The 18,408-nt window shown below is 73.1% G+C and carries 10 protein-coding genes and 2 pseudogenes; 10 read left to right on the plus strand and 2 right to left on the minus strand.

Features of this window, described 5'->3' with window-relative positions:
- Window positions 1-116 precede the first annotated feature (116 nt).
- Entirely contained in the window at window positions 117-2,708 is a 2,592-nt protein-coding gene (locus tag ABT093_RS38750) for a transglycosylase domain-containing protein (protein ID WP_350572189.1), read from the minus strand.
- A 508-nt stretch (window positions 2,709-3,216) separates the two neighbouring features.
- On the opposite strand from ABT093_RS38750, the gene ABT093_RS38755 reads away from it, so the two are divergent.
- The 5 genes from ABT093_RS38755 to ABT093_RS38775 all read left to right on the plus strand — a co-directional run bounded on the left by ABT093_RS38755 (window position 3,217) and on the right by ABT093_RS38775 (window position 8,478).
- Window positions 3,217-3,915: a PadR family transcriptional regulator gene (locus ABT093_RS38755; RefSeq protein WP_350572190.1), complete on the plus strand. Its 699-nt coding sequence runs from the start codon at window positions 3,217-3,219 to the stop codon at window positions 3,913-3,915.
- Window positions 3,916-4,043: 128 nt separating this feature from the next.
- The gene (locus ABT093_RS38760; RefSeq protein ID WP_350572191.1) at window positions 4,044-5,126 is read left to right on the plus strand and encodes an inositol-3-phosphate synthase; all 1,083 of its coding nucleotides are present in this window, start codon (window positions 4,044-4,046) and stop codon (window positions 5,124-5,126) included.
- Window positions 5,127-5,265: 139 nt separating this feature from the next.
- Window positions 5,266-6,603, plus strand: a complete 1,338-nt coding sequence (locus ABT093_RS38765) for an MFS transporter (protein ID WP_350572192.1) — start codon at window positions 5,266-5,268, stop codon at window positions 6,601-6,603.
- 113 nt (window positions 6,604-6,716) lie between these two features.
- Window positions 6,717-7,367 carry an LppU/SCO3897 family protein gene (locus tag ABT093_RS38770; protein ID WP_350572193.1) on the plus strand — a complete coding sequence of 217 codons (651 nt, stop codon included), beginning with the start codon at window positions 6,717-6,719 and terminating at the stop codon, window positions 7,365-7,367.
- Between the two features lie 37 nt (window positions 7,368-7,404).
- The gene (locus ABT093_RS38775) at window positions 7,405-8,478 is read left to right on the plus strand and encodes an LppU/SCO3897 family protein (RefSeq protein ID WP_350572194.1); all 1,074 of its coding nucleotides are present in this window, start codon (window positions 7,405-7,407) and stop codon (window positions 8,476-8,478) included.
- Window positions 8,479-8,564: 86 nt separating this feature from the next.
- On the opposite strand, the gene ABT093_RS38780 is transcribed toward ABT093_RS38775, so the two are convergent.
- On the minus strand, window positions 8,565-9,986 hold the full coding sequence (locus ABT093_RS38780) for a CCA tRNA nucleotidyltransferase (RefSeq protein WP_350572198.1): 1,422 nt from the start codon (window positions 9,984-9,986) through the stop codon (window positions 8,565-8,567).
- Between the two features lie 386 nt (window positions 9,987-10,372).
- On the opposite strand from ABT093_RS38780, the gene ABT093_RS38785 reads away from it, so the two are divergent.
- The 5 genes and pseudogenes from ABT093_RS38785 to ABT093_RS38805 all read left to right on the plus strand — a co-directional run.
- On the plus strand, window positions 10,373-12,901 hold the full coding sequence (locus tag ABT093_RS38785; protein ID WP_350572195.1) for a DUF6049 family protein: 2,529 nt from the start codon (window positions 10,373-10,375) through the stop codon (window positions 12,899-12,901).
- Window positions 12,902-12,958: 57 nt separating this feature from the next.
- Window positions 12,959-15,469 (plus strand): murein biosynthesis integral membrane protein MurJ, encoded by a 2,511-nt coding sequence (gene murJ, locus ABT093_RS38790; protein ID WP_350572196.1) that lies wholly within the window; start codon window positions 12,959-12,961, stop codon window positions 15,467-15,469.
- Between the two features lie 228 nt (window positions 15,470-15,697).
- Entirely contained in the window at window positions 15,698-17,731 is a 2,034-nt protein-coding gene (locus ABT093_RS38795; RefSeq protein WP_350572197.1) for a protein kinase family protein, read from the plus strand.
- Between the two features lie 40 nt (window positions 17,732-17,771).
- A pseudogene (sigM, locus tag ABT093_RS38800) lies at window positions 17,772-18,317 on the plus strand (RNA polymerase sigma factor SigM); the annotation flags it as partial.
- Window positions 18,301-18,408: pseudogene (locus tag ABT093_RS38805) on the plus strand (MBL fold metallo-hydrolase); the annotation flags it as partial. The pseudogenes sigM and ABT093_RS38805, both read left to right, overlap by 17 nt.

Raw genomic sequence — 18,408 nt, forward strand, 5'->3', positions numbered from 1 at the left:
CGCCCCCGGCGGGGGCCCGGCCCCCGGGGCCCCCCCCACCACCCCCCCCCACCCGGGCCACCGGGGGGGGGGCGCCCCCCCCGCCCCCCCCCACCGCCGTTTCGCCGGTCACCGTCCTACGGTGCGGCCGCGTTGCCGTTCGGGGACGGCGAGGTCGATCCGCTGGGCCTGGGCGGCTTGGTGGTCGGACCGCCGGTCGCGCCGCCGGCGCCACCACCGGGGTCGGTGGTCGGCGGCTGGGTCGGCGTGGTGCAGCCGATCGGGCCGAGCAGGCAGCTCGGCGACGGGCTGGTGCCGCCCGTGCCGCCACCGGTCCCTCCGCCGGTGCCGCCACCGACGGTACCTCCGCCGGTGCCACCGCCCGTACCGCCGCCGGTGCCACCGCCCGTACCGCCACCGGGGTTCGGGTTGGTCTTGGTCGGCGCCGGCTGGGTGGGCACCGTGCCGGGGCAGTCCACCCCGGGGACGCAGGCCGGCTCCTGGGTCGCCGGCGGCTGGGTCGGCTGGCCGGCGTTCGGGTCCGCCGGGGCGGTGGGCGCGGTCTCGGTCGCGGTCGGCGTCGGGGTGGCGCTGGCCGTGCTGGGCGCGCCCGAGGAGTCGACCTGCGAGCCGATCGGCTGCGGGGTCGGGAAGTCCAGCTTCTTCTCGTTGGCGAGCGCGGCCTTCATGTACCGGGTGAAGACGTCCGCCGGGACGTCACCACCGTGCACCGTGTCCTTGCCGCCGGTGCCCTTCAGCTCCAGCCGCCCCGGGTGGGCCGGGTCCTCGCGCCACATCGCCACGCTGGTGGCCAGCTGCGGGGTGTAGCCGACCCACCAGGCCGACATGGCCTCGTCGGTGGTACCGGTCTTGCCCGCCACCGGGCGGCCCAGGGTGTTGGTCTTCTTGCCGGTACCGTTCTTCGCCACGTTCACCAGCACGTCGGTGATGTTGTCGGCGACGGCGGGCTCCAGCGCCTGCTTGGTCTCGTGCTTGCCGAAGCCGGGCCGCTCCTTGCCGTCCAGCAGGACCTTGGTGACCGAGTACGGGTCGGCCTGCTTGCCACTGGCGGCGAAGGTCGCGTAGGCGTCGGCCATCCGGATCGGGCTGATGGTGGAGACGCCGAGCGGGAAGGTGATGGTGTTCGCCTCCTTCTCGATGTTCTCCTTGCGGATGCCCACCGCCTCGGCGATCTGCATGACGTTCTGGCCGCCGACGTCCTGGTTCAGCTGGACGAACGGCACGTTGTAGGAGTACTGCATGGCCATCCGCAGCGAGACGTAGCCGCGCTTGCCCTTCTCCTCGTTCGCCTGGCGGTAGGGCTTGCCCTCGTCGCCGATCACCAGTGAGCCGTCCGGCTTGCGGATCTCCGACATGTCGTCGGACAGGTAGCGGCTGTCGGCGTTGATCCGCTTCGGCTTGCCCTTCTCGTCGGTCGCGGTCTGCACGCCGGTCTGCATCGCGGCGGCCAGCACGAAGGGCTTGAAGGTCGAGCCGACCTGCACGCCCTGGGCGTCGGCGTTGTTCCCGTGGTGGCCGTTCTCCACGCCGTCACCGCCGTAGATGGCGACGATCGCACCGTCGTTGGGAACGACGCTGGCCGCGCCGAACTGGACGAAGTTGTCGGTCGCCGGGCGCTTCTGCGGGTTGAGCTGCTCGGCCTTGACGTCGTCCACGGCCTTCTTCAGGGCGTCGACCTTGTCCTTCTGGAAGGTCGTGTAGATCTTGAAGCCGCCCTTGTCGATCGCCCGCTGGTCGATCGTCGGGTCCTTGGCCATGACGAACTTGTTGGCGGTCTCGACCAGGTAGCTGATCTGACCGTTCATGTTGGCCGGCGGAACCTGCTTGATCGGCTGGGGGAAGGCGGTGCACTTCGCCCGTTCCTCGGGAGTGGCGTTCTTCGTCTCCACCATCCGGTCGAGGATCCACGCCCAGCGCTCCTCGGCGCGGGCGCGGTTGGCCTCGACCGTCGGGTCGTAGAACGACGCGCCCTTGAGCAGGCCGGCCAGCATGGCGCTCTGGCACAGGTCGAGGTCCTTGGCGTTGACGCCGTAGTACGCCTGGGCGGCGGCCTGGGCCCCGGTCGCGCCGCGGCCGAACCAGCTGGTGTTCAGGTAGCCCTTGAGGATGTCGTTCTTCTCGAACTCCTGGTTCACCTTCAGGGTGATGAAGAACTCCTTCACCTTGCGCGAGAGCGTCTGCTCCTGCGTCAGGTAGGCGTTCTTCACGTACTGCTGGGTGATCGTCGAGGCGCCCTGGGTCTCGCCGCCCTTGGCCATGTTGATGACCGCGCGCATCATGCCCTTGGGGTCGATGCCGCTGTCGGTGCGGAAGGTCGCGTTCTCCGCGGAGATGACCGCGTTCTGCAGGTTGGGCGAGATGTCGGCGAGCTCGACGATCTGCCGGTTGGTCTCGCCCTTGCGGACCATCTCGGTGTTGTCGGCCCAGTAGTAGATGTTGTTCTGGTCGTTCACCAGCGCGTTCAGCTTCGGGATCTCGGTCGTCTGGTAGACGAAGAAGACCGCGCCCACGCAGGCCGCGACGAACAGCAGCACGGCGCTCAGCCACTGGCGCCAGGACGGCAGCCAGCGGCGGACGCCCTGCTTGCCGAAGCGCGGGTAGTCGATGAGCCGCTTCTTCCCCGGGGTCGCGCCCCGGTCGTCCGCCGCCGCGCCACCGCGCCGGCCGCCGCCCTTCTGCGCTGCCTTGCGCATCTCGGCGCGGGTCATCCGGGGCTGCTGGGCGGTGTCCCGCCCGCCCTGGGGTCTGCGTCGGCCGAGCCCCTCCGAACCGATCTCGTCACGCCCGGCGCCTGCCGGACGCCCGTTGTCTCCGCCCGGGGGACGACCGTCGCCACCGGGCGACCTGCGTCGTCGTTCGCTCATGTTCCAGCTACTCCTCGCCAGGCCGGTCGAGCCTGAAGGCAGGGTCCACGTCCGATGCCCGCAACCGACCTAACCCCGGAGGTGGTCCTCGTGCACACGCGACAGCGTACGCAGCTCGGATACCGGCCCAATCGGGCATCAACTGCCAATAGCCGCAAAACGGCAGCAGATCATTACACGCCCGTTGCCAAGCACACCCGCGCGTCGCCTTGTGATCACATTCACGCGCGTCCCCCTTGCCGGTTCGGGGACCCAGGCTTACTGTTCTCGATATATCGAGCCGATACATCGGAGCGACATACCGCCGAGGGAGGCGGGTCGCGGACCGGCCGGGGAAGGGAGGACGACGGCAGTGGGCAGGCGCTCAGGAGTGCTGGAGTTCGCCGTTCTCGGACTGCTCCACGACGCCCCGATGCACGGGTACGAGCTGCGCAAGCGGCTCAACGTCCTGCTCGGCTCGTTCCGCGCGTTCTCGTACGGAACGCTCTACCCCTGTCTGAAGAGCCTGGTGGCCCAGGGTTTCCTGGCCGAGGACAACCCGGACGTCGAGTACGTCCCGGCCACCGCGCTCAACGGCAAGCGGTCCAAGATCGTCTACCGGCTGTCCGCCGAGGGCAAGCAGCGCTTCGAGGAGCTGCTCGCCGACTCCGGCCCGGACGCCTGGGAGGACGAGCACTTCGGCGTGCACTTCGCCTTCTTCGGCCAGACCGACCGGGCCGTGCGGATGCGCGTGCTGGAGGGCCGCCGCAGCCGGCTGGAGGAGCGTCTGGAGCGGATGCGCAACTCGCTCGCCCGGGCCCGCGAGCGGTTCGACGACTACACCGTCGAGCTGCAGCGGCACGGGCTGGAGTCGGTGGAACGCGAGGTCCGCTGGCTCAACGAGCTGATCGAGACCGAGCGGGCCAACCGCACCGGCCGGACCGGCCCGTCGGCCGGCGCGACCGGCCCCGCAGTACCCAGGACTTCGGACGGCCGAGGCGAGGAGGACGGGTCCGTGGACCCGCCCGGGCCACCGTACGACCGCCCGGGGCGCTCCGCCCAGGAGCGCTGACACCGCGTCAGCTCTGTGCCGCGCGGCAGGAGGGGGCGCGTCCACGCGCCCGTCAGCAGTCATCGAAGAAGCAGGACGAGTACCGCCGACCCCCGGCGGCGCTCATGAGATCACAGGGAGCAACCGGAATGGGTTCGGTTCGCGTAGCCATCGTGGGCGTGGGCAACTGCGCCACGTCGCTGGTGCAGGGTGTCGAGTACTACAAGGACGCCGACCCGGCCGGCAAGGTCCCCGGGCTGATGCACGTCCAGTTCGGTGACTACCACGTCCGTGACGTGGAGTTCGTCGCCGCCTTCGACGTCGACGCCAAGAAGGTCGGTCAGGACCTCGCGCACGCCATCACGGCGTCCGAGAACAACACCATCAAGATCTGCGACGTGCCGCCGACCGGCATCACCGTCCAGCGCGGCCACACCCTCGACGGTCTGGGCAAGTACTACCTGGAGACCATCGAGGAGTCGGACGAGACCCCGGTCGACGTCGTCCAGGCCCTGAAGGACGCCCAGGTCGACGTCCTGGTCTGCTACCTGCCGGTCGGCTCCGAGCAGGCCGCCAAGTTCTACGCCCAGTGCGCCATCGACGCCAAGGTCGCCTTCGTGAACGCCCTCCCGGTGTTCATCGCCGGCACCAAGGAGTGGGCGGACAAGTTCACCGAGGCCGGCGTGCCGATCGTCGGCGACGACATCAAGTCCCAGGTCGGCGCCACCATCACGCACCGCGTCATGGCCAAGCTGTTCGAGGACCGCGGTGTCATCCTCGAGCGCACCATGCAGCTGAACGTCGGCGGCAACATGGACTTCAAGAACATGCTCGAGCGCGAGCGCCTGGAGTCCAAGAAGATCTCCAAGACCCAGGCCGTCACCTCGCAGATCCGCGACCGCGAGCTGGGCTCCAAGAACGTCCACATCGGTCCCTCGGACTACGTGGCCTGGCTGGACGACCGCAAGTGGGCCTACGTCCGCCTGGAGGGCCGTGCGTTCGGCGACGTCCCGCTGAACCTGGAGTACAAGCTCGAGGTCTGGGACTCCCCGAACTCGGCCGGTGTCATCATCGACGCCGTGCGCGCCGCGAAGATCGCCAAGGACCGCGGTATCGGCGGCCCGATCCTCTCCGCCTCCTCGTACTTCATGAAGTCCCCGCCGGTCCAGTACTTCGACGACGAGGCCCGCGAGAACGTCGAGAAGTTCATCCGCGGCGAGGTCGAGCGCTGAACCTGAGCACCTCCGGGCACTGAGCCCGGTCCCGCTCGGACACCGGACGGGCCCACGGTCGACGACCGTGGGCCCGTCCGCCTTCACGGGTCGAATGTTTCACGTGAAACGGCGGCCGGTTCCATGGCACTCTGGGCACGTGGCGATCACCGAGAACGGCAGCACCCACCGGACCGCGCACCGTGCCACGCTCCTCGGCCTGCTCCGCGGCCCCGACTTCCGTCGGCTGCTGACCGCCAGAGTGCTGTCCCAGCTCTCCGACGGCGTCTTCCAGGTCTCGCTCGCCGCCTACGTCGTCTTCTCCCCGGAGAAGCAGTCCTCACCGGCCGACATCGCCTCGGTACTGGCCGTGATGCTGCTGCCGTTCTCGGTGATCGGCCCCTTCGCCGGCGTCCTGCTGGACCGCTGGCGCCGCCGCCAGGTGCTCTACCTGGGCAACCTGGCCCGCTTCGGACTGGGCCTGGTCACCGGCGGGCTCCTCCTGGCCCAGGCGCCGACCTGGCTCTTCTTCGCCTCCGCGCTCATGGTCACCGCGCTCAACCGGTTCATCCTGGCGGGCCTGTCGGCGGCCCTGCCCCGAGTGGTGCGCGGCGAGCAGCTGGTCACCGCCAACGCCCTCGCCCCCACCCTGGGCACCGTGGCGGCCGCCTGCGGCGGCGGGCTGGGCTTCCTGCTGCACCAGGTGATGTCCCCCGGGCCGAGGGCCGACGCCGCCCTGGTCTCGCTCGCCGCCCTGCTCTACCTCTCCGCCGCGCTGGCGGCGCTGCGGATGGACCGCGACCTGCTCGGCCCCGGGCACCACCCGGGCCGCCCCGCGCTCGGCCAGGCCCTGGTCCAGGCCGCCCGCGAACTGCGCGCCGCCGTCACCCACCTGGTGCGCGACCGGCGGCCGGCGGCGCACGCGCTGGCCGCCGTGACCGCGGCCCGGTTCTGCTACGGCGTGCTGATCGTGGTCGTGGTGATGCTCTCCCGGTACACCTTCAACGACCCCGCCGACAGCTCGGCCGGCCTGGCCACCCTGGGGCTGGCGGTCGGCCTCTCCGCCGCCGGGTTCTTCGTCGCCGCGGTGATCAGCCCCTGGTGCAGCCGACGGCTCGGGCTGGCCGGCTGGCTGACGCTCTGCCTGGCCGCGCCGGTGCTCTTCGTACCGCTGCTCGGTCTCGGCTTCCGCCTGGTGCCCTGCCTGATCGCGGCGCTGCTGCTCGGCGTGGTCACCCAGGGCACCAAGATCTGTGCCGACACCGTGGTGCAGGAGTCGGTCGAGGACGACTACCGCGGCCGGGTCTTCGCCATCTACGACGTGCTCTTCAACGTCGCCTTCGTGGCCGCCGCCCTGGTCACGGCGCTGGTGCTGCCGCTCTCCGGACGCTCGGTCGCGGTCGTCCTGGGGGTGTCCCTGGTGTACGCGGCGGCGGCCGTGCTCTACCTGCGCGCCGCCCGCCGCACCGGCCCGCTGCCCGGCGACCCGTCCTGCTGACCGCCGCCGGCCTCGGGCGGAGGCCGCCCCTGCGGCCCGGGGCCGTCGGCGCGAGTCGCTAAGGTACGTCAGACCTGTCGGAGCGACAGCAGTCTGTCTCGGGGGACAATCTGATGAGCACACCACAACATCCCTACGGGCCGCCGCCTCAGGCGTACGGCCCGGCGCCGGTCCCGCAGCCCTACGGCGCACCCGCACCCCAGCCGTACGGACCGCCCCAGCCGGCGCCCGCCGGGTACGGCGCACCGCCGCCCCCGCCCGGCTACGGCTACCAGGCCGCCCAGGCCGCCCCGCAGGCGGCGCCCCCGTACCCGCACCAGCCGTACCCGCAGCAGCCCCACCCGCAGGCCCCCTACGGCCCGCCCTCGCCGCACGGCTACCCGCCGGCCGCCCCGGTCCCGCCCGGCGCGCCGGCCGCGAAGGGCCGCGGCAAGGCCCGGCTGAAGGCGGCCGGCCTGGTCCTGGGCGTGATCGCCCTGGTCGTCGGCTACTTCGTGAGCGGTCCGAGCGTCAGCAGCGCCAAGGCCGGCGACTGCGTCAAGGCCTCCGGCTCGCGCGACGTCTCGGTGGTCAAGTGCACCGACAGCAAGGCGAACTACAAGGTGCTGGCCACGTTCGACTCCACCACCGACGCCACCCGCTGCCGCAGCACCGCGGGCACCACCAGCACCGTCTCGGGCAAGAGCGGCCGCCGCTGGAACAAGAAGCGGTACGTGCTCTGCCTCGGCCCGCTCACCGGCGTCCCGCCGGTGAAGAAGTCCTGACCCACCGTCACCCGACCTTCCTTCCCGGGGGATCCCCTTGTCCGTTCCGCCGCCCCAGCTGCCGTACGGCGGCATGCCGCCCGCCGACGGCGCCAACCCGTACGCCACGGGCAACCCTTACGCCGGTGCGCCGGCCCCGCAGCCCCCGGCCGGCCCCGCGCCGGCCGGCTACGGCTACCCGGCCGCCCCGCCGCCGGCCGCCCCGCCCGGCTACGGCGCTCCCGCCCAGGCCCCGCCCGGCGGCTACGCCTACCCCCCGCAGGCCGGGGGTTACCCGGCGCCGGCCGGCTACGCCCACCAGGGCGGACCGGTCTGCCGGTTCTGCGGCGGCTTCCCGGCCGTCGACACCACCGTCCGGGGCCACCAGGGCATCATCATCATCATGCGGTTCCTGAAGCAGCCGGGACCGTTCTGCCGCACCTGCGGCACCGCCGTGGTCCGCGACATGTCGGCCCGCACCCTGGTCCAGGGCTGGTGGAGCTACCTCTCCGGCATCTTCACCGTGGTCACCCTGCTGCGGAACCTCGCCGCCCACAACAGGATCAAGGACCTGCCGCCGCCGGCGCCCGGCACCCACGGACCGCAGCTCGACCCGGGCGTGCCGCTCACCAGGCGCCCGCACATCTTCATGCTGCTGCTGCCGGTGCTCGGGATCGGCTCGACGATCGTCCTGATCGCGACCGGCGCCTTCCTCGGCGCCCGGCACGCCGACGACCCGTACCGGCCGCTGGTGCTGCCCACGCCGACCACGGTGACCGTCCCCGCGCCGACCTTCTCGCCGAGCTTCTCGCTGCCGCCGGTGGCGCCGGCCCCGACGATCACCCTGCCGACGCCCTCCGCCACCTCCAAGGTGCCGAGCGACATCGACTACGCCAAGGCCGGCGACTGCCTGCGCAACGAGAACGGCACCACGGCCACCCACGACGCCAACCCGCGGATCACCATGCTCCCCTGCACCGACGCGCGGGCCCAGTACAAGGTGCTCAAGAAGGTCTACGCGACCAGCGACAACGACACCGCCTGCGAGAACGTGACGGGCACCGAGAGCACTTACACCCGTGACGCGAGCACCGAGGCGCTCAGCTTCGTCCTCTGCCTGAAGAAGCTCTGAGCCCCGGGACGGCCCCGAGCCCCGCGGACGGGCCGGGGGCGGTCCCGGGTTCTCCCCTGGACCGCCCCCGCCCGCCGCTCCGTGTCCTACTGCTGGGCGTCCCACCAGGAGCGCAGCGCCGCCACCGCGGCCTCGTGCTCCATCGGGCCGTGCTCCAGCCGCAGCTCCAGCATGTGCTTGTACGCCTTGCCGACCATCGGCCCGGGCTTGAGGCCGAGCAGCTCCATGATCTGGTTGCCGTCCAGCGCGGGGCGCACGGCGTCCAGCTCCTCCCGCGCCCTGAGCTCGCCGATCCGCTCCTCCAGGCCGTCGTAGGTGCGGGAGAGCGTGGCCGCCTTCTTCTTGTTCCGGGTGGTGCAGTCCGAGCGGGTCAGCTTGTGCAGCCGCTCCAGCAGCGGGCCGGCGTCGGTGACGTAGCGGCGCACCGCCGAGTCGGTCCACTCGCCGCCGCCGTAGCCGTGGAACCGCAGGTGCAGCTCGACCAGGCGCGAGACGTCCTCGGTGAGCTCCTTCGAGTACTTCAGCTCGCGCATCCGCTTGCGGGTCATCTTGGCGCCCACCACCTCGTGGTGGTGGAAGGAGACCCGGCCGTCCGACTCGAAGCGGCGGGTGCGCGGCTTGCCGATGTCGTGCAGCAGCGCGGCCAGCCGCAGGGTGAGGTCCGGGCCGTCCTGCTCCAGGTCGATGGCCTGCTCCAGGACGGTCAGCGAGTGCTCGTAGACGTCCTTGTGCCGGTGGTGCTCGTCGCGCTCCAGGCGCAGCGCGGGCAGCTCGGGCAGCACGTGGTCGGCCAGTCCGGTGTCGACCAGCATCCGCAGGCCCTTGACCGGGTTGCGGGCCAGCAGCAGCTTGTTGAGCTCGGCCTGGACCCGCTCGGCGGAGACGATGGTGATCCGCTCGGCCATCGCGGTCATCGCCGTGACCACCTCGGGGGCCGGATCGAAGTCCAGCTGGGCGGCGAACCGGGCGGCCCGCATCATCCGCAGCGGGTCGTCGGAGAAGGACTCCTCGGGGGTGGCGGGGGTGCGCAGCACCCGGGCCTCCAGGTCCTCCAGGCCGTGGTGCGGGTCGACGAAGCCCCGGCCGGGCAGGTCGACGGCCATCGCGTTGACCGTGAAGTCGCGGCGGACCAGGTCCTCCTCGATGGTGTCGCCGTAGGTCACCTCGGGCTTGCGGGAGGTGCGGTCGTACGCCTCGGAGCGGTAGGTGGTGATCTCGATCAGGAAGGACCCCTGCGGGGTGTCCTTGCGCGCGCCGACCGTACCGAAGGCGATGCCGACGTCCCACACCGCGTCGGCCCAGCCGCGCACGAGCTTGAGCACCTGCTCCGGACGGGCGTCGGTGGTGAAGTCCAGGTCGTTGCCGAGCCGACCCAGCAGGGCGTCCCGGACCGAGCCGCCGACCAGCGCGAGCCGGTGACCGGCCGCCTGGAAACGGCGGGCGATCTCGTCGGCGACCGGGGACACCCGCAGCAGTTCCTGCAGTCCCAGGGTCTGGGCTTCGCTCAGGCCGGGGACGACCTGGACGGCGGAACTGGAATGATGGGCGCCGGTCGGGTGGGCGGTGGGCTCATTGGCAGTGGACACGGCTCACAAGGGTACGTGGCCCAGCGGCCCCGCCGCCCGCGCGTTCACGCGCGCTCACTCCCCGGCCCGCAACACCGCACCCCTCACCACATCGTTACCATGCCGGTGGGACGAGTCCGGGGCACCGACGGCGGGCCGCGGTGCCGTGCGCCGTCATGGCCGCCCGGACGACGGACGACACCACCTTTTTCTTCACGGCTGATCCTCACGGCACCCCCACGGCCGGCGGAACATCCGCAGCAGCACGGCACCAGCAGCAGCAGCGATCGAGAACGGCGAGGGCGAACCCGTGAGCGAGGGCGGACCGCGTGAGTGAGCCGGCACGGCACCCGGGACGGTGGGCGGACGGGCGCCCCGGGCGGGTCCTGCGACGAGCCGCCCGGCGACTGGCCGGCGCGGCCGGCGCCGCGCTGGTGCTCGCCACCGCGCTGCCCGGCCTCCCGGCGGCCTCGGCGGCCCCCGCCGGCAAAGCGGCCCAGACCGACTCGACGGTCACCGCCGAGTACCCGGTGTCGATGACCATCGAGTCGGTGAACAAGCCGGTGGCCACCCCGAACGGCATCGTGACCGTCTCCGGGCACGTCACCAACGGCGGGAAGTCCGTCCTCAAGTCCGCGCACGCGACGGTCCGCAAGCCCTGGGCGGGCAAGCCGCTGACCACCCGCAGCGAACTCGCCGGGGTGGCCGCCCGGACCACCCCGCAGGGGGCGGACGGCATCTCGCTGGACAGCCCGCAGTACGCGCTGAACGAGCTCGGCCCCGGCCAGAGCCAGCCGTACACGCTGAGCGTCGCCGTCGCGGACCTGCAGCTCTCCACCGAGGGCGTGTACGAGCTGGCGGTGGACGTCTGGGGCTCGACCACCGACAACCAGCGCGACCGCCCGCTGGGCATCGCCCGCACCTTCCTGCCCTACGACCCGAACCCGAGCGAGGCGCAGCCGTCCAAGGTCACCACCCTCTGGCCGCTGACGCACGCCCCGGTCCTGGTCGCCCAGACCCTCTCCGACAACGACCAGACCGCCCCGGTGCTGCGCGACGACAGCCTGGCCGCCGAGTTCGCGCCCGGCGGGCGGCTGTACGCGCTGGTCGAGACGGGCGCCACGCTGACCGGGCTGACCTGGGTGGTCGACCCGGACCTGCTGGACACCGCGTTCGCCATGGCCAAGCCCAACTACCGGGTGCAGAAGCCCGGCACCTCGGGCGACGCGGCCAAGGAGGAGAACACCGTCGCCGGCACCGGCACGGCCGCCGCCACGGCCTGGCTGGAGAAGCTGCGGGACGCCGTCGCCAAGCCGGGCAGCCAGGTGGTGGCGCTGCCCTACGCCGATCCGGACCTCGCCTCGATCGCGCACAACGCCGCCGAGCTGGAGGGCATCGACGCCGCGCTCGGCAAGGCGGCCACCGCCGGCCGGCTGACCGTCGAGGGCCGACTCTCGGTGGACACCCGCGCCGACGTCGCCTGGCCCTACCAGGGCCACCTGGACCAGCGGATCGCCTCGGTCGCCCAGCGCGCCGGCGCCGGCCTGGTGCTGGTGAACGGCGCGAGCATGCCCGAGTCGGACGCGCTGAAGTACACCCCCACGGCCACCCGGCCGATCGGCAACGGCCAGACCGCGGTGGTCGCCGACCAGACGGTCTCCTCGCTGTTCGAGCAGGACCTGGCGACCCCGCAGGACCAGACCCTGGCGCTCCAGCGGTTCCTCGCCGAGACCCTCGTGATCTCCCGGCAGGAGCCGCAGCACCCGCGCGGTCTGCTCGTCATGCCGCCGCGCGAGCTCACCGCCGGCACCGCCAAAGTGCTGGCCGGCGCCCTCCAGACGGCCCAGGACGGCAAGTGGGTGGAGCCGGTCAAGCTGGACGGGCTCGCCCAGATGCCGGCGGACCCGAAGGCCAGCACCGCGGTCCCGGCGGCGGCCGACTACCCGGCCCGGGTCCGCGACTCGGAGCTGCCCGCCGCCGACCTGACGGCCACCACCCGGATCCAGGCCAAGCTGGACACCCTGATGCGGGTGCTGACCCTGCCGCAGCGGGTGCGCGGGCCGTTCAGCGCGGCGATGGTCCGCTCGCTGTCCACCGAGTGGCGCGCCGAGGCCCCGGCCGGCAGCGAGTACCGCGCCGGCGTGGAGGAGTACCTCGACGAGCTCACCGGCGCGGTGAAGGTGCCGCCCAAGCGGGTCATCACCTTCGCCGGGGACACCGGCGTGCTCCAGGTCAGCGTCCGCAACGACCTCACCCAGACGGTCACCAACCTCAAGCTGGTGCTGAGCCCGAGCCAGCCCAACCGGCTCCGGGTCGAGCTGCCGGCCGAGGAACTGGTGCTGCCGGCCGCGCAGAGCGTCACGCTGCGCTTCCCGGCCGAGGCGAAGAACAACGGGACGGTGAACATGACCGCCCAGCTCTACACGACCGGGCCCGACCCGAAGCCGTACGGCGCACCGGTGGTCTTCAGGGTCGAGGTCACCTCGGTCACCAACGGCGTGCTGTACGTCTTCGGCGGCGGGCTGGTGCTGCTCCTGCTGGCGGCCCTGCGGTTCCTGCGCCAGCGCAAGCGGCGGGTGGCGCACGACGACGAGGGCGACGCGCCGCTCGCCCCGGCGGACGGTCCGCAGGACGGCCCGGACGGCGAGGGCCCGCAGGACGGCCCGGCGGACGGCCCGGCGCAGGATCCGGCGCCGGACCAGGTGGAGGACCCGACGGACGGCCCGGCGGGCGGACCGGACGGCCCCGACGGCCCGGGCGGTGCCCCGGGCCGGGGCGGCGACGCGGCGCGGACACCGCGCGACAGCAGCGCGGATGGCCGTGATCGGGCCACCAGTGATGAGAAGGTTGGTCCTTGACACCGCCGACACCGCCCGACCCCGGGGCGGCCTCCCCCACGACAGCGAAGAGGTGACATGACCGGGCGCAGCGAGGAGCGGCCTCCGGGCCGCGGAGAGGTCCGTCCGGGCGCCGAGTCGCCGTCCGGCGACTGGTACGTGGCCGACACCTATGCCCAGGACCCGTACGCGGCGGACGCGTACCAGGGCGGTCCGGGCGAGCAGGACCCGTACGGTCTGCGGGCCGCGCGGCCCGCCGCGCCGCAGCAGCCGGCGGCCGCCTACGACGTGCCGCCCCAGCTGCCGCCGCAGGGCGGCGAGTACCCGGCACCGGTGCCGCCCACGCCGTTCTCGCCCCCGGTGCCGCCGGTGCAGCCGGGCTGGGACACCCCGGTGTCGGCCGGCCGGCGCGAGGGCCTTCCGCCGCAGGCCGCCGCCCCGGCGGATCCGGCGGTCCCCGCAGGTCCGGCCGCCGCGGCCGGGGGCTGGGGCGGCCAGCCGCAGTGGCAGCCCGGCCCCGCGCACTCCTCCTGGGACTCCGAGTCCACCGAGTACGTCGGGGTGGACGCGCTGTTCGGCGGGAACCGGGCGACCGCCGAGGCGCCCCGCCCGCCGGCCCAGCAGCCCCCCGTCCAGCACCCGCCCGTCCAGCAGCCGGCGGCCGCGCAGCCGCCCGTCCCACCCGCGCCGTTCCCCCCGGCCGGCGCGTACCCGGGGCAGCACGGGCCGCAGGCCCCGTACGGCCCCGGCCATCCCGGCGGCCACGGCCCGGACGGGCACCGCCCCTTCGTCCCGCCGATCGAGTTCGACCCGCCGCTCGCCGAGGACGAGGCCACCATGCAGGTGGCCGCGGTGCAGCTGCCGCCCGCGGTGGAGCCGCTCGCCGACCTCGCGGCCGAGGAGCGGTCCGCCCCGGCCGCCCCCGCGCCGGAGGACGGGAAGACGTCCGGCGGCAAGGTCGCCTCGCTGCTGAACTCCAGTGCGATCATGGCGGCCGGCACCCTGGTCTCCCGGGGCACCGGCTTCCTGCGCACCATGGTGATCGCCGGCGCGATCGGCATCGCCGTGATGGGTGACTCCTACAACGCGGCCAACACCCTGCCGACCCTGCTCTACATCCTGATCGGCGGCGGCGCGCTGAACGCCGTCTTCGTGCCGCAGCTGGTCCGCAGCATGAAGAACGACGCGGACGGCGGCACCGCCTACGCCAACCGGCTGCTCACCCTGGTGATGGTCGGCCTGGCCGGCGTGGTCCTGCTGGCCGTGCTCGTGGCACCGCTGCTGGTCCAGCTGATCGCCCACAAGATGATGACGGATCCGGCCCACGCGGACACCACCGTGGCGCTGACCAGGTACTGCCTGCCGACCATCTTCTTCATGGGCATCCACGTGGTGATGGGACAGATCCTCAACGCCCGCGGCCGGTTCGGCGCGATGATGTGGACCCCGGTCCTCAACAACATCGTGGTGATCTTCACCTTCGGCGCCTACATCTGGGTGTACGGCGGCTTCGACGGCGTCACCCCGGCGACCATCACCCCCGAGGGCGTCCGGCTGCTCGGCATCGGCACCCTGGTGGGCCTCGTCGTGCAGGCGCTGGCGATGATCCCCTACCTGCGGGCGGCCGGCTTCTCCTACCGGCCGCGCTTCGACTGGCGCGGCCACGGCCTGGGCAAGGCGGCCCGGCTGGCCAAGTGGACGTTCTTCTTCGTACTCGCCAACCAGGCCGGCTACCTGGTCATCACCCAGCTGGCCATCGCCGCCGGCAGTGACGCCGCGGCGGACGGCCACGGCGGTGTCGGCCTCGCGGCCTTCTCCAACGCCCTGCTGATCTGGCAGCTCCCGCAGGCAGTCATCACCGTCTCGATCATGAGCGCGGTGCTGCCCCGGCTGTCCCGCGCGGCCGCCGACGAGGACGCCGGCGCCGTCCGCGACGACCTCTCCTACGGGCTGCGCACCACGGCCGTCGCCGTCGTCCCCGCGGCGTTCCTCTTCCTCTCGCTCGGCCCGGCCATCGGCCAGTCCATCTATGCGGTGGGGGGCGGCGACACCGCTCTGGACGACGCCCGCAACGTCGGTCTGATGCTCTCCGCCTTCGCCTTGGGCCTGATCCCCTACTCGGCGCAGTACGTGATGCTCCGCGGCTTCTACGCCTACGAGGACACCCGCACGCCGTTCTCCAACACCGTCTGGGTGGCCGCCTGCCAGGCCGTCTTCTCGCTGCTCTGCTGGCTGCTGCTGCCCGCCGAGTGGACGGTCACCGGTATGGCCCTCGGCTACGGCCTCGCCTACGCCGTCGGAGTGACGGTCGCGCTGCCCAAGTTGAAGAAGAAGATCGGCGGCCTGGACACCAAGCGGATCGGCAAGACCTACTCCCGGCTCGCCACGGCCTCCGTCCCCGCCGCCCTGGTGGGCCTGGGCGTGAGCCTGGCGGTCACCCGGGTCGTCGGCGGCTGGGCCGGGGCCGTCCTGACCGTCCTGGTGGCCGGCGGCCTCCAGCTGGCCGTCTTCGTACTGATCGCGAAGCGGCTGCGGATCGAGGAGCTGAACGCCATGCTGGGTATGGTGCGCGGCCGACTGGGCCGCTGACCCGGCATCGGGCCGCCGCGCTCCCCGGACCGTCCCGGGCCGGGGCCCGGCGGCCCGATGCCGATCCGCACCACTTCTCTCCACCGTCAGGCAACCGCGCGGGCCTCCCGGCGGTCGTACCCGGTGGAGAACAGTGGGCACAATTGTCCTGGAGCACCGGGGCCACCGGCCGAAGCGCTCCAACGACTCTCTCAGGCCCGGGGCGACACAAGGGGAGGCTGGACCACGGTGGCTGATGGCACCAAGGCGGTCGTCGACACGTCAGCAGCTGACGGAGCGGCGGACGAGGCCGCGCTCGCCGCGGCGATCGACGAACTCGCCGACGGCACGGCCCGGGCCCGCACGGCCGGCTCTCCGGCGGACGCGCGCTCCGCCGTCGAGGAGGACGCCTCCGAGGACGAACCCGACGCCGGGGACGACGCCCCGGCCGACGCCACGGCCGACGCCACGGCCGAGGACGAGGACGCCTCCGAGGGCGACGCCGAGGACGGCGCCACGACCGGGGGCGCCCCGGCCGGGAGCGAGGAGACCTCGGAGATCACCGCCCCGCTGTCGGCCTCCGAGATCGCCGCCGAACTCGCCGCCGGCGACGCCGCCCGCCGGGCCGCCACCGCGTCAGCCGACCGCCCCGCCGGCAAGCGCCCGCCCCGGGACCCGCAGCCCACCCACGACCCCCGGGACACCGCCACCCTGCCGCAGACCCTGCCCGCCCCGCTGCGGCACAGCGGCGACCTCATCGGCCACCGCTACCGGCTGGAGGAGTGCATCTCCTCCACCGAGACCTTCAGCAGCTGGCGCGCGGTCGACGAGAAGCTGCGCCGCGCCGTCGGCGTCCACCTGATGGCCGCCGGCCACCAGCGGGCCCGCAAGGTCCTGGCCGCCGCCAAGTCGGCCGCCCTGCTCGGCGACCCGCGCTTCGTGCAGGTGCTGGACGCCGTCCAGGAGGGCGAACTGGTCTATGTCGTGCGCGAATGGCTGCCGCACGCTTCCGACCTCGCCAAGCTGCTCTCCGACGGCCCGATGGAGCCGCACGAGGCCTACCAGATGGTCCGCCAGGTCACCGACGCGGTGGCCGCCGCCCACCGGCGCGGCCAGGCCCACCTGCGGCTCACCCCGCGCTGCGTGCTGCGCACCGACAGCGGCCAGTACCGGATCAACGGCATCGCGGTGGACGCCGCCCTGCGCGGCCTGCCCGCCGAGGGCACCGAGGAGGACGCCGAGCGCGCCGACACCCGGGCCGTCGGCGCCCTGCTGTTCGCCGCGCTCACCCACCGCTGGCCCTACCCCGAGGACCGCTACGACCTGCGGGGCCTGCCGCGCGACCTCGGCACGGTGGCACCGGACCAGGTCCGGGCCGGGGTCCACAAGGGGCTGTCCGACCTGGCCGCCCGCGCCCTGTCCGACCACCCGCCGCACCACGCCGAGCCGATCACCACCCCCGAGGAACTCGCCCGGGCGATCGCGCTGATGCCGCGCATCCGCCAGCCCGAGCCCGAGCTGCCGGTCTTCACCAACCCGCCGCGCCACAACACCCACGCCCTGCCGACCGCGCCCAACCCGACCCGGGTGGTCGCTGCCCCCGGCACCGGCCCCACCCCGGTGACCGCGCCGGTGCGCCGCGCCGGGCGGCGGCTGCGCCGGGTGGTCAAGGTGACCGTCTGGACCGTCGCCCTCGGCGCCATCGGCGTGGCCTCCTGGCAGCTGGTCGACTACCTGCGCTCGCAGAGCACCGCCGTCGCGGCCCCCCAGCCCAGCGGCACCAGCGCCACCCCCAGCGCCCACACGCCCACCCACGACCCGGTGCCGGTCCCGGTCCTCCAGGCGATCTCCTACAACCCACTGGGCGACGGCCCGGAGGGCACTTTCGCCCAGGAGAAAGCCATCGACGGCGACCCGAACAGCGAGTGGACCACCAACTGGTACGGCGACCCCTTCGGTCCGAAGACCAAGGAGGGCACCGGCCTGCTGCTCGACCTCGGCACGGCGCAGACCGTCTCCAGCGTGAACGTCAAGCTCGCCACCCCCGCCACGGCCGAGCTGCGGATGCCCGGCAAGGGCATCGGCAACCCCACGGCGGCCAAGCCGAAGGACTTCGGCGTCCTCGGCAAGGAGACCGGCACCAGCCTCTCCTACGAGCTGGACAGCCCGGTCACCACCCGCTATCTCTTGATCTGGCTGACCGGCCTGACCAAGAACCCGGACACCATGTCCCATCCGGGTCAGTACCAGGGGCACATCGCCGACGTGAAGGTCTCCGGCTGACCCGCGGGCTGCGACGGGGCACGGACGGCGAGGGGTGGACGTGGCGCAGGACGGACCGGAGCACGGCGACGACGACGCGGCGCTCCTCGCCCGGCACGTCGCGGGCGACCGGGAGGCCTTCGGCCGACTGGTGAACCGTCACCGCGACCGGCTCTGGGCCGTCGCCCTGCGCACCCTGGGCGACCGCGAGGAGGCCGCCGACGCCCTGCAGGACGCCCTGGTCTCCGCCTTCCGCTCCGCCCACACCTTCCAGGGCCGCTCGGCCGTCACCACCTGGCTGCACCGGATCGTGGTCAACGCCTGTCTGGACCGCGCCCGCCGCGCCGCCACCCGCCGGACCAAGCCGCTCGACGACGACCCGCAACGGCTGGACGCCCTGGTCGGCTCCGCCGAGCCGGCCGACTCCCCGGTGGTCCGCGCCGAGGTGCACCGCGAGCTGTCCGCCGCACTCGCCGCCCTGCCCGCCGAACAGCGGGCCGCACTGGTCCTGGTCGACATGCAGGGCTACCCCGTCGCCGAGGCCGCCGAACTGCTGGGCGTGCCGGTCGGCACGGTGAAGAGCCGCTGCGCCCGCGGCCGCGCCCGGTGACTGCCTCTTCCCCGGCGGGGTGGGCAACACCTGGGGGGACCGGGACGCGTTCGCCAGCCTGTTCCGGGACGTCAACGAGAAGATCTTC

Source organism: Kitasatospora sp. NPDC002551 (genome assembly GCF_040296005.1).
Taxonomy (GTDB): domain Bacteria; phylum Actinomycetota; class Actinomycetes; order Streptomycetales; family Streptomycetaceae; genus Kitasatospora.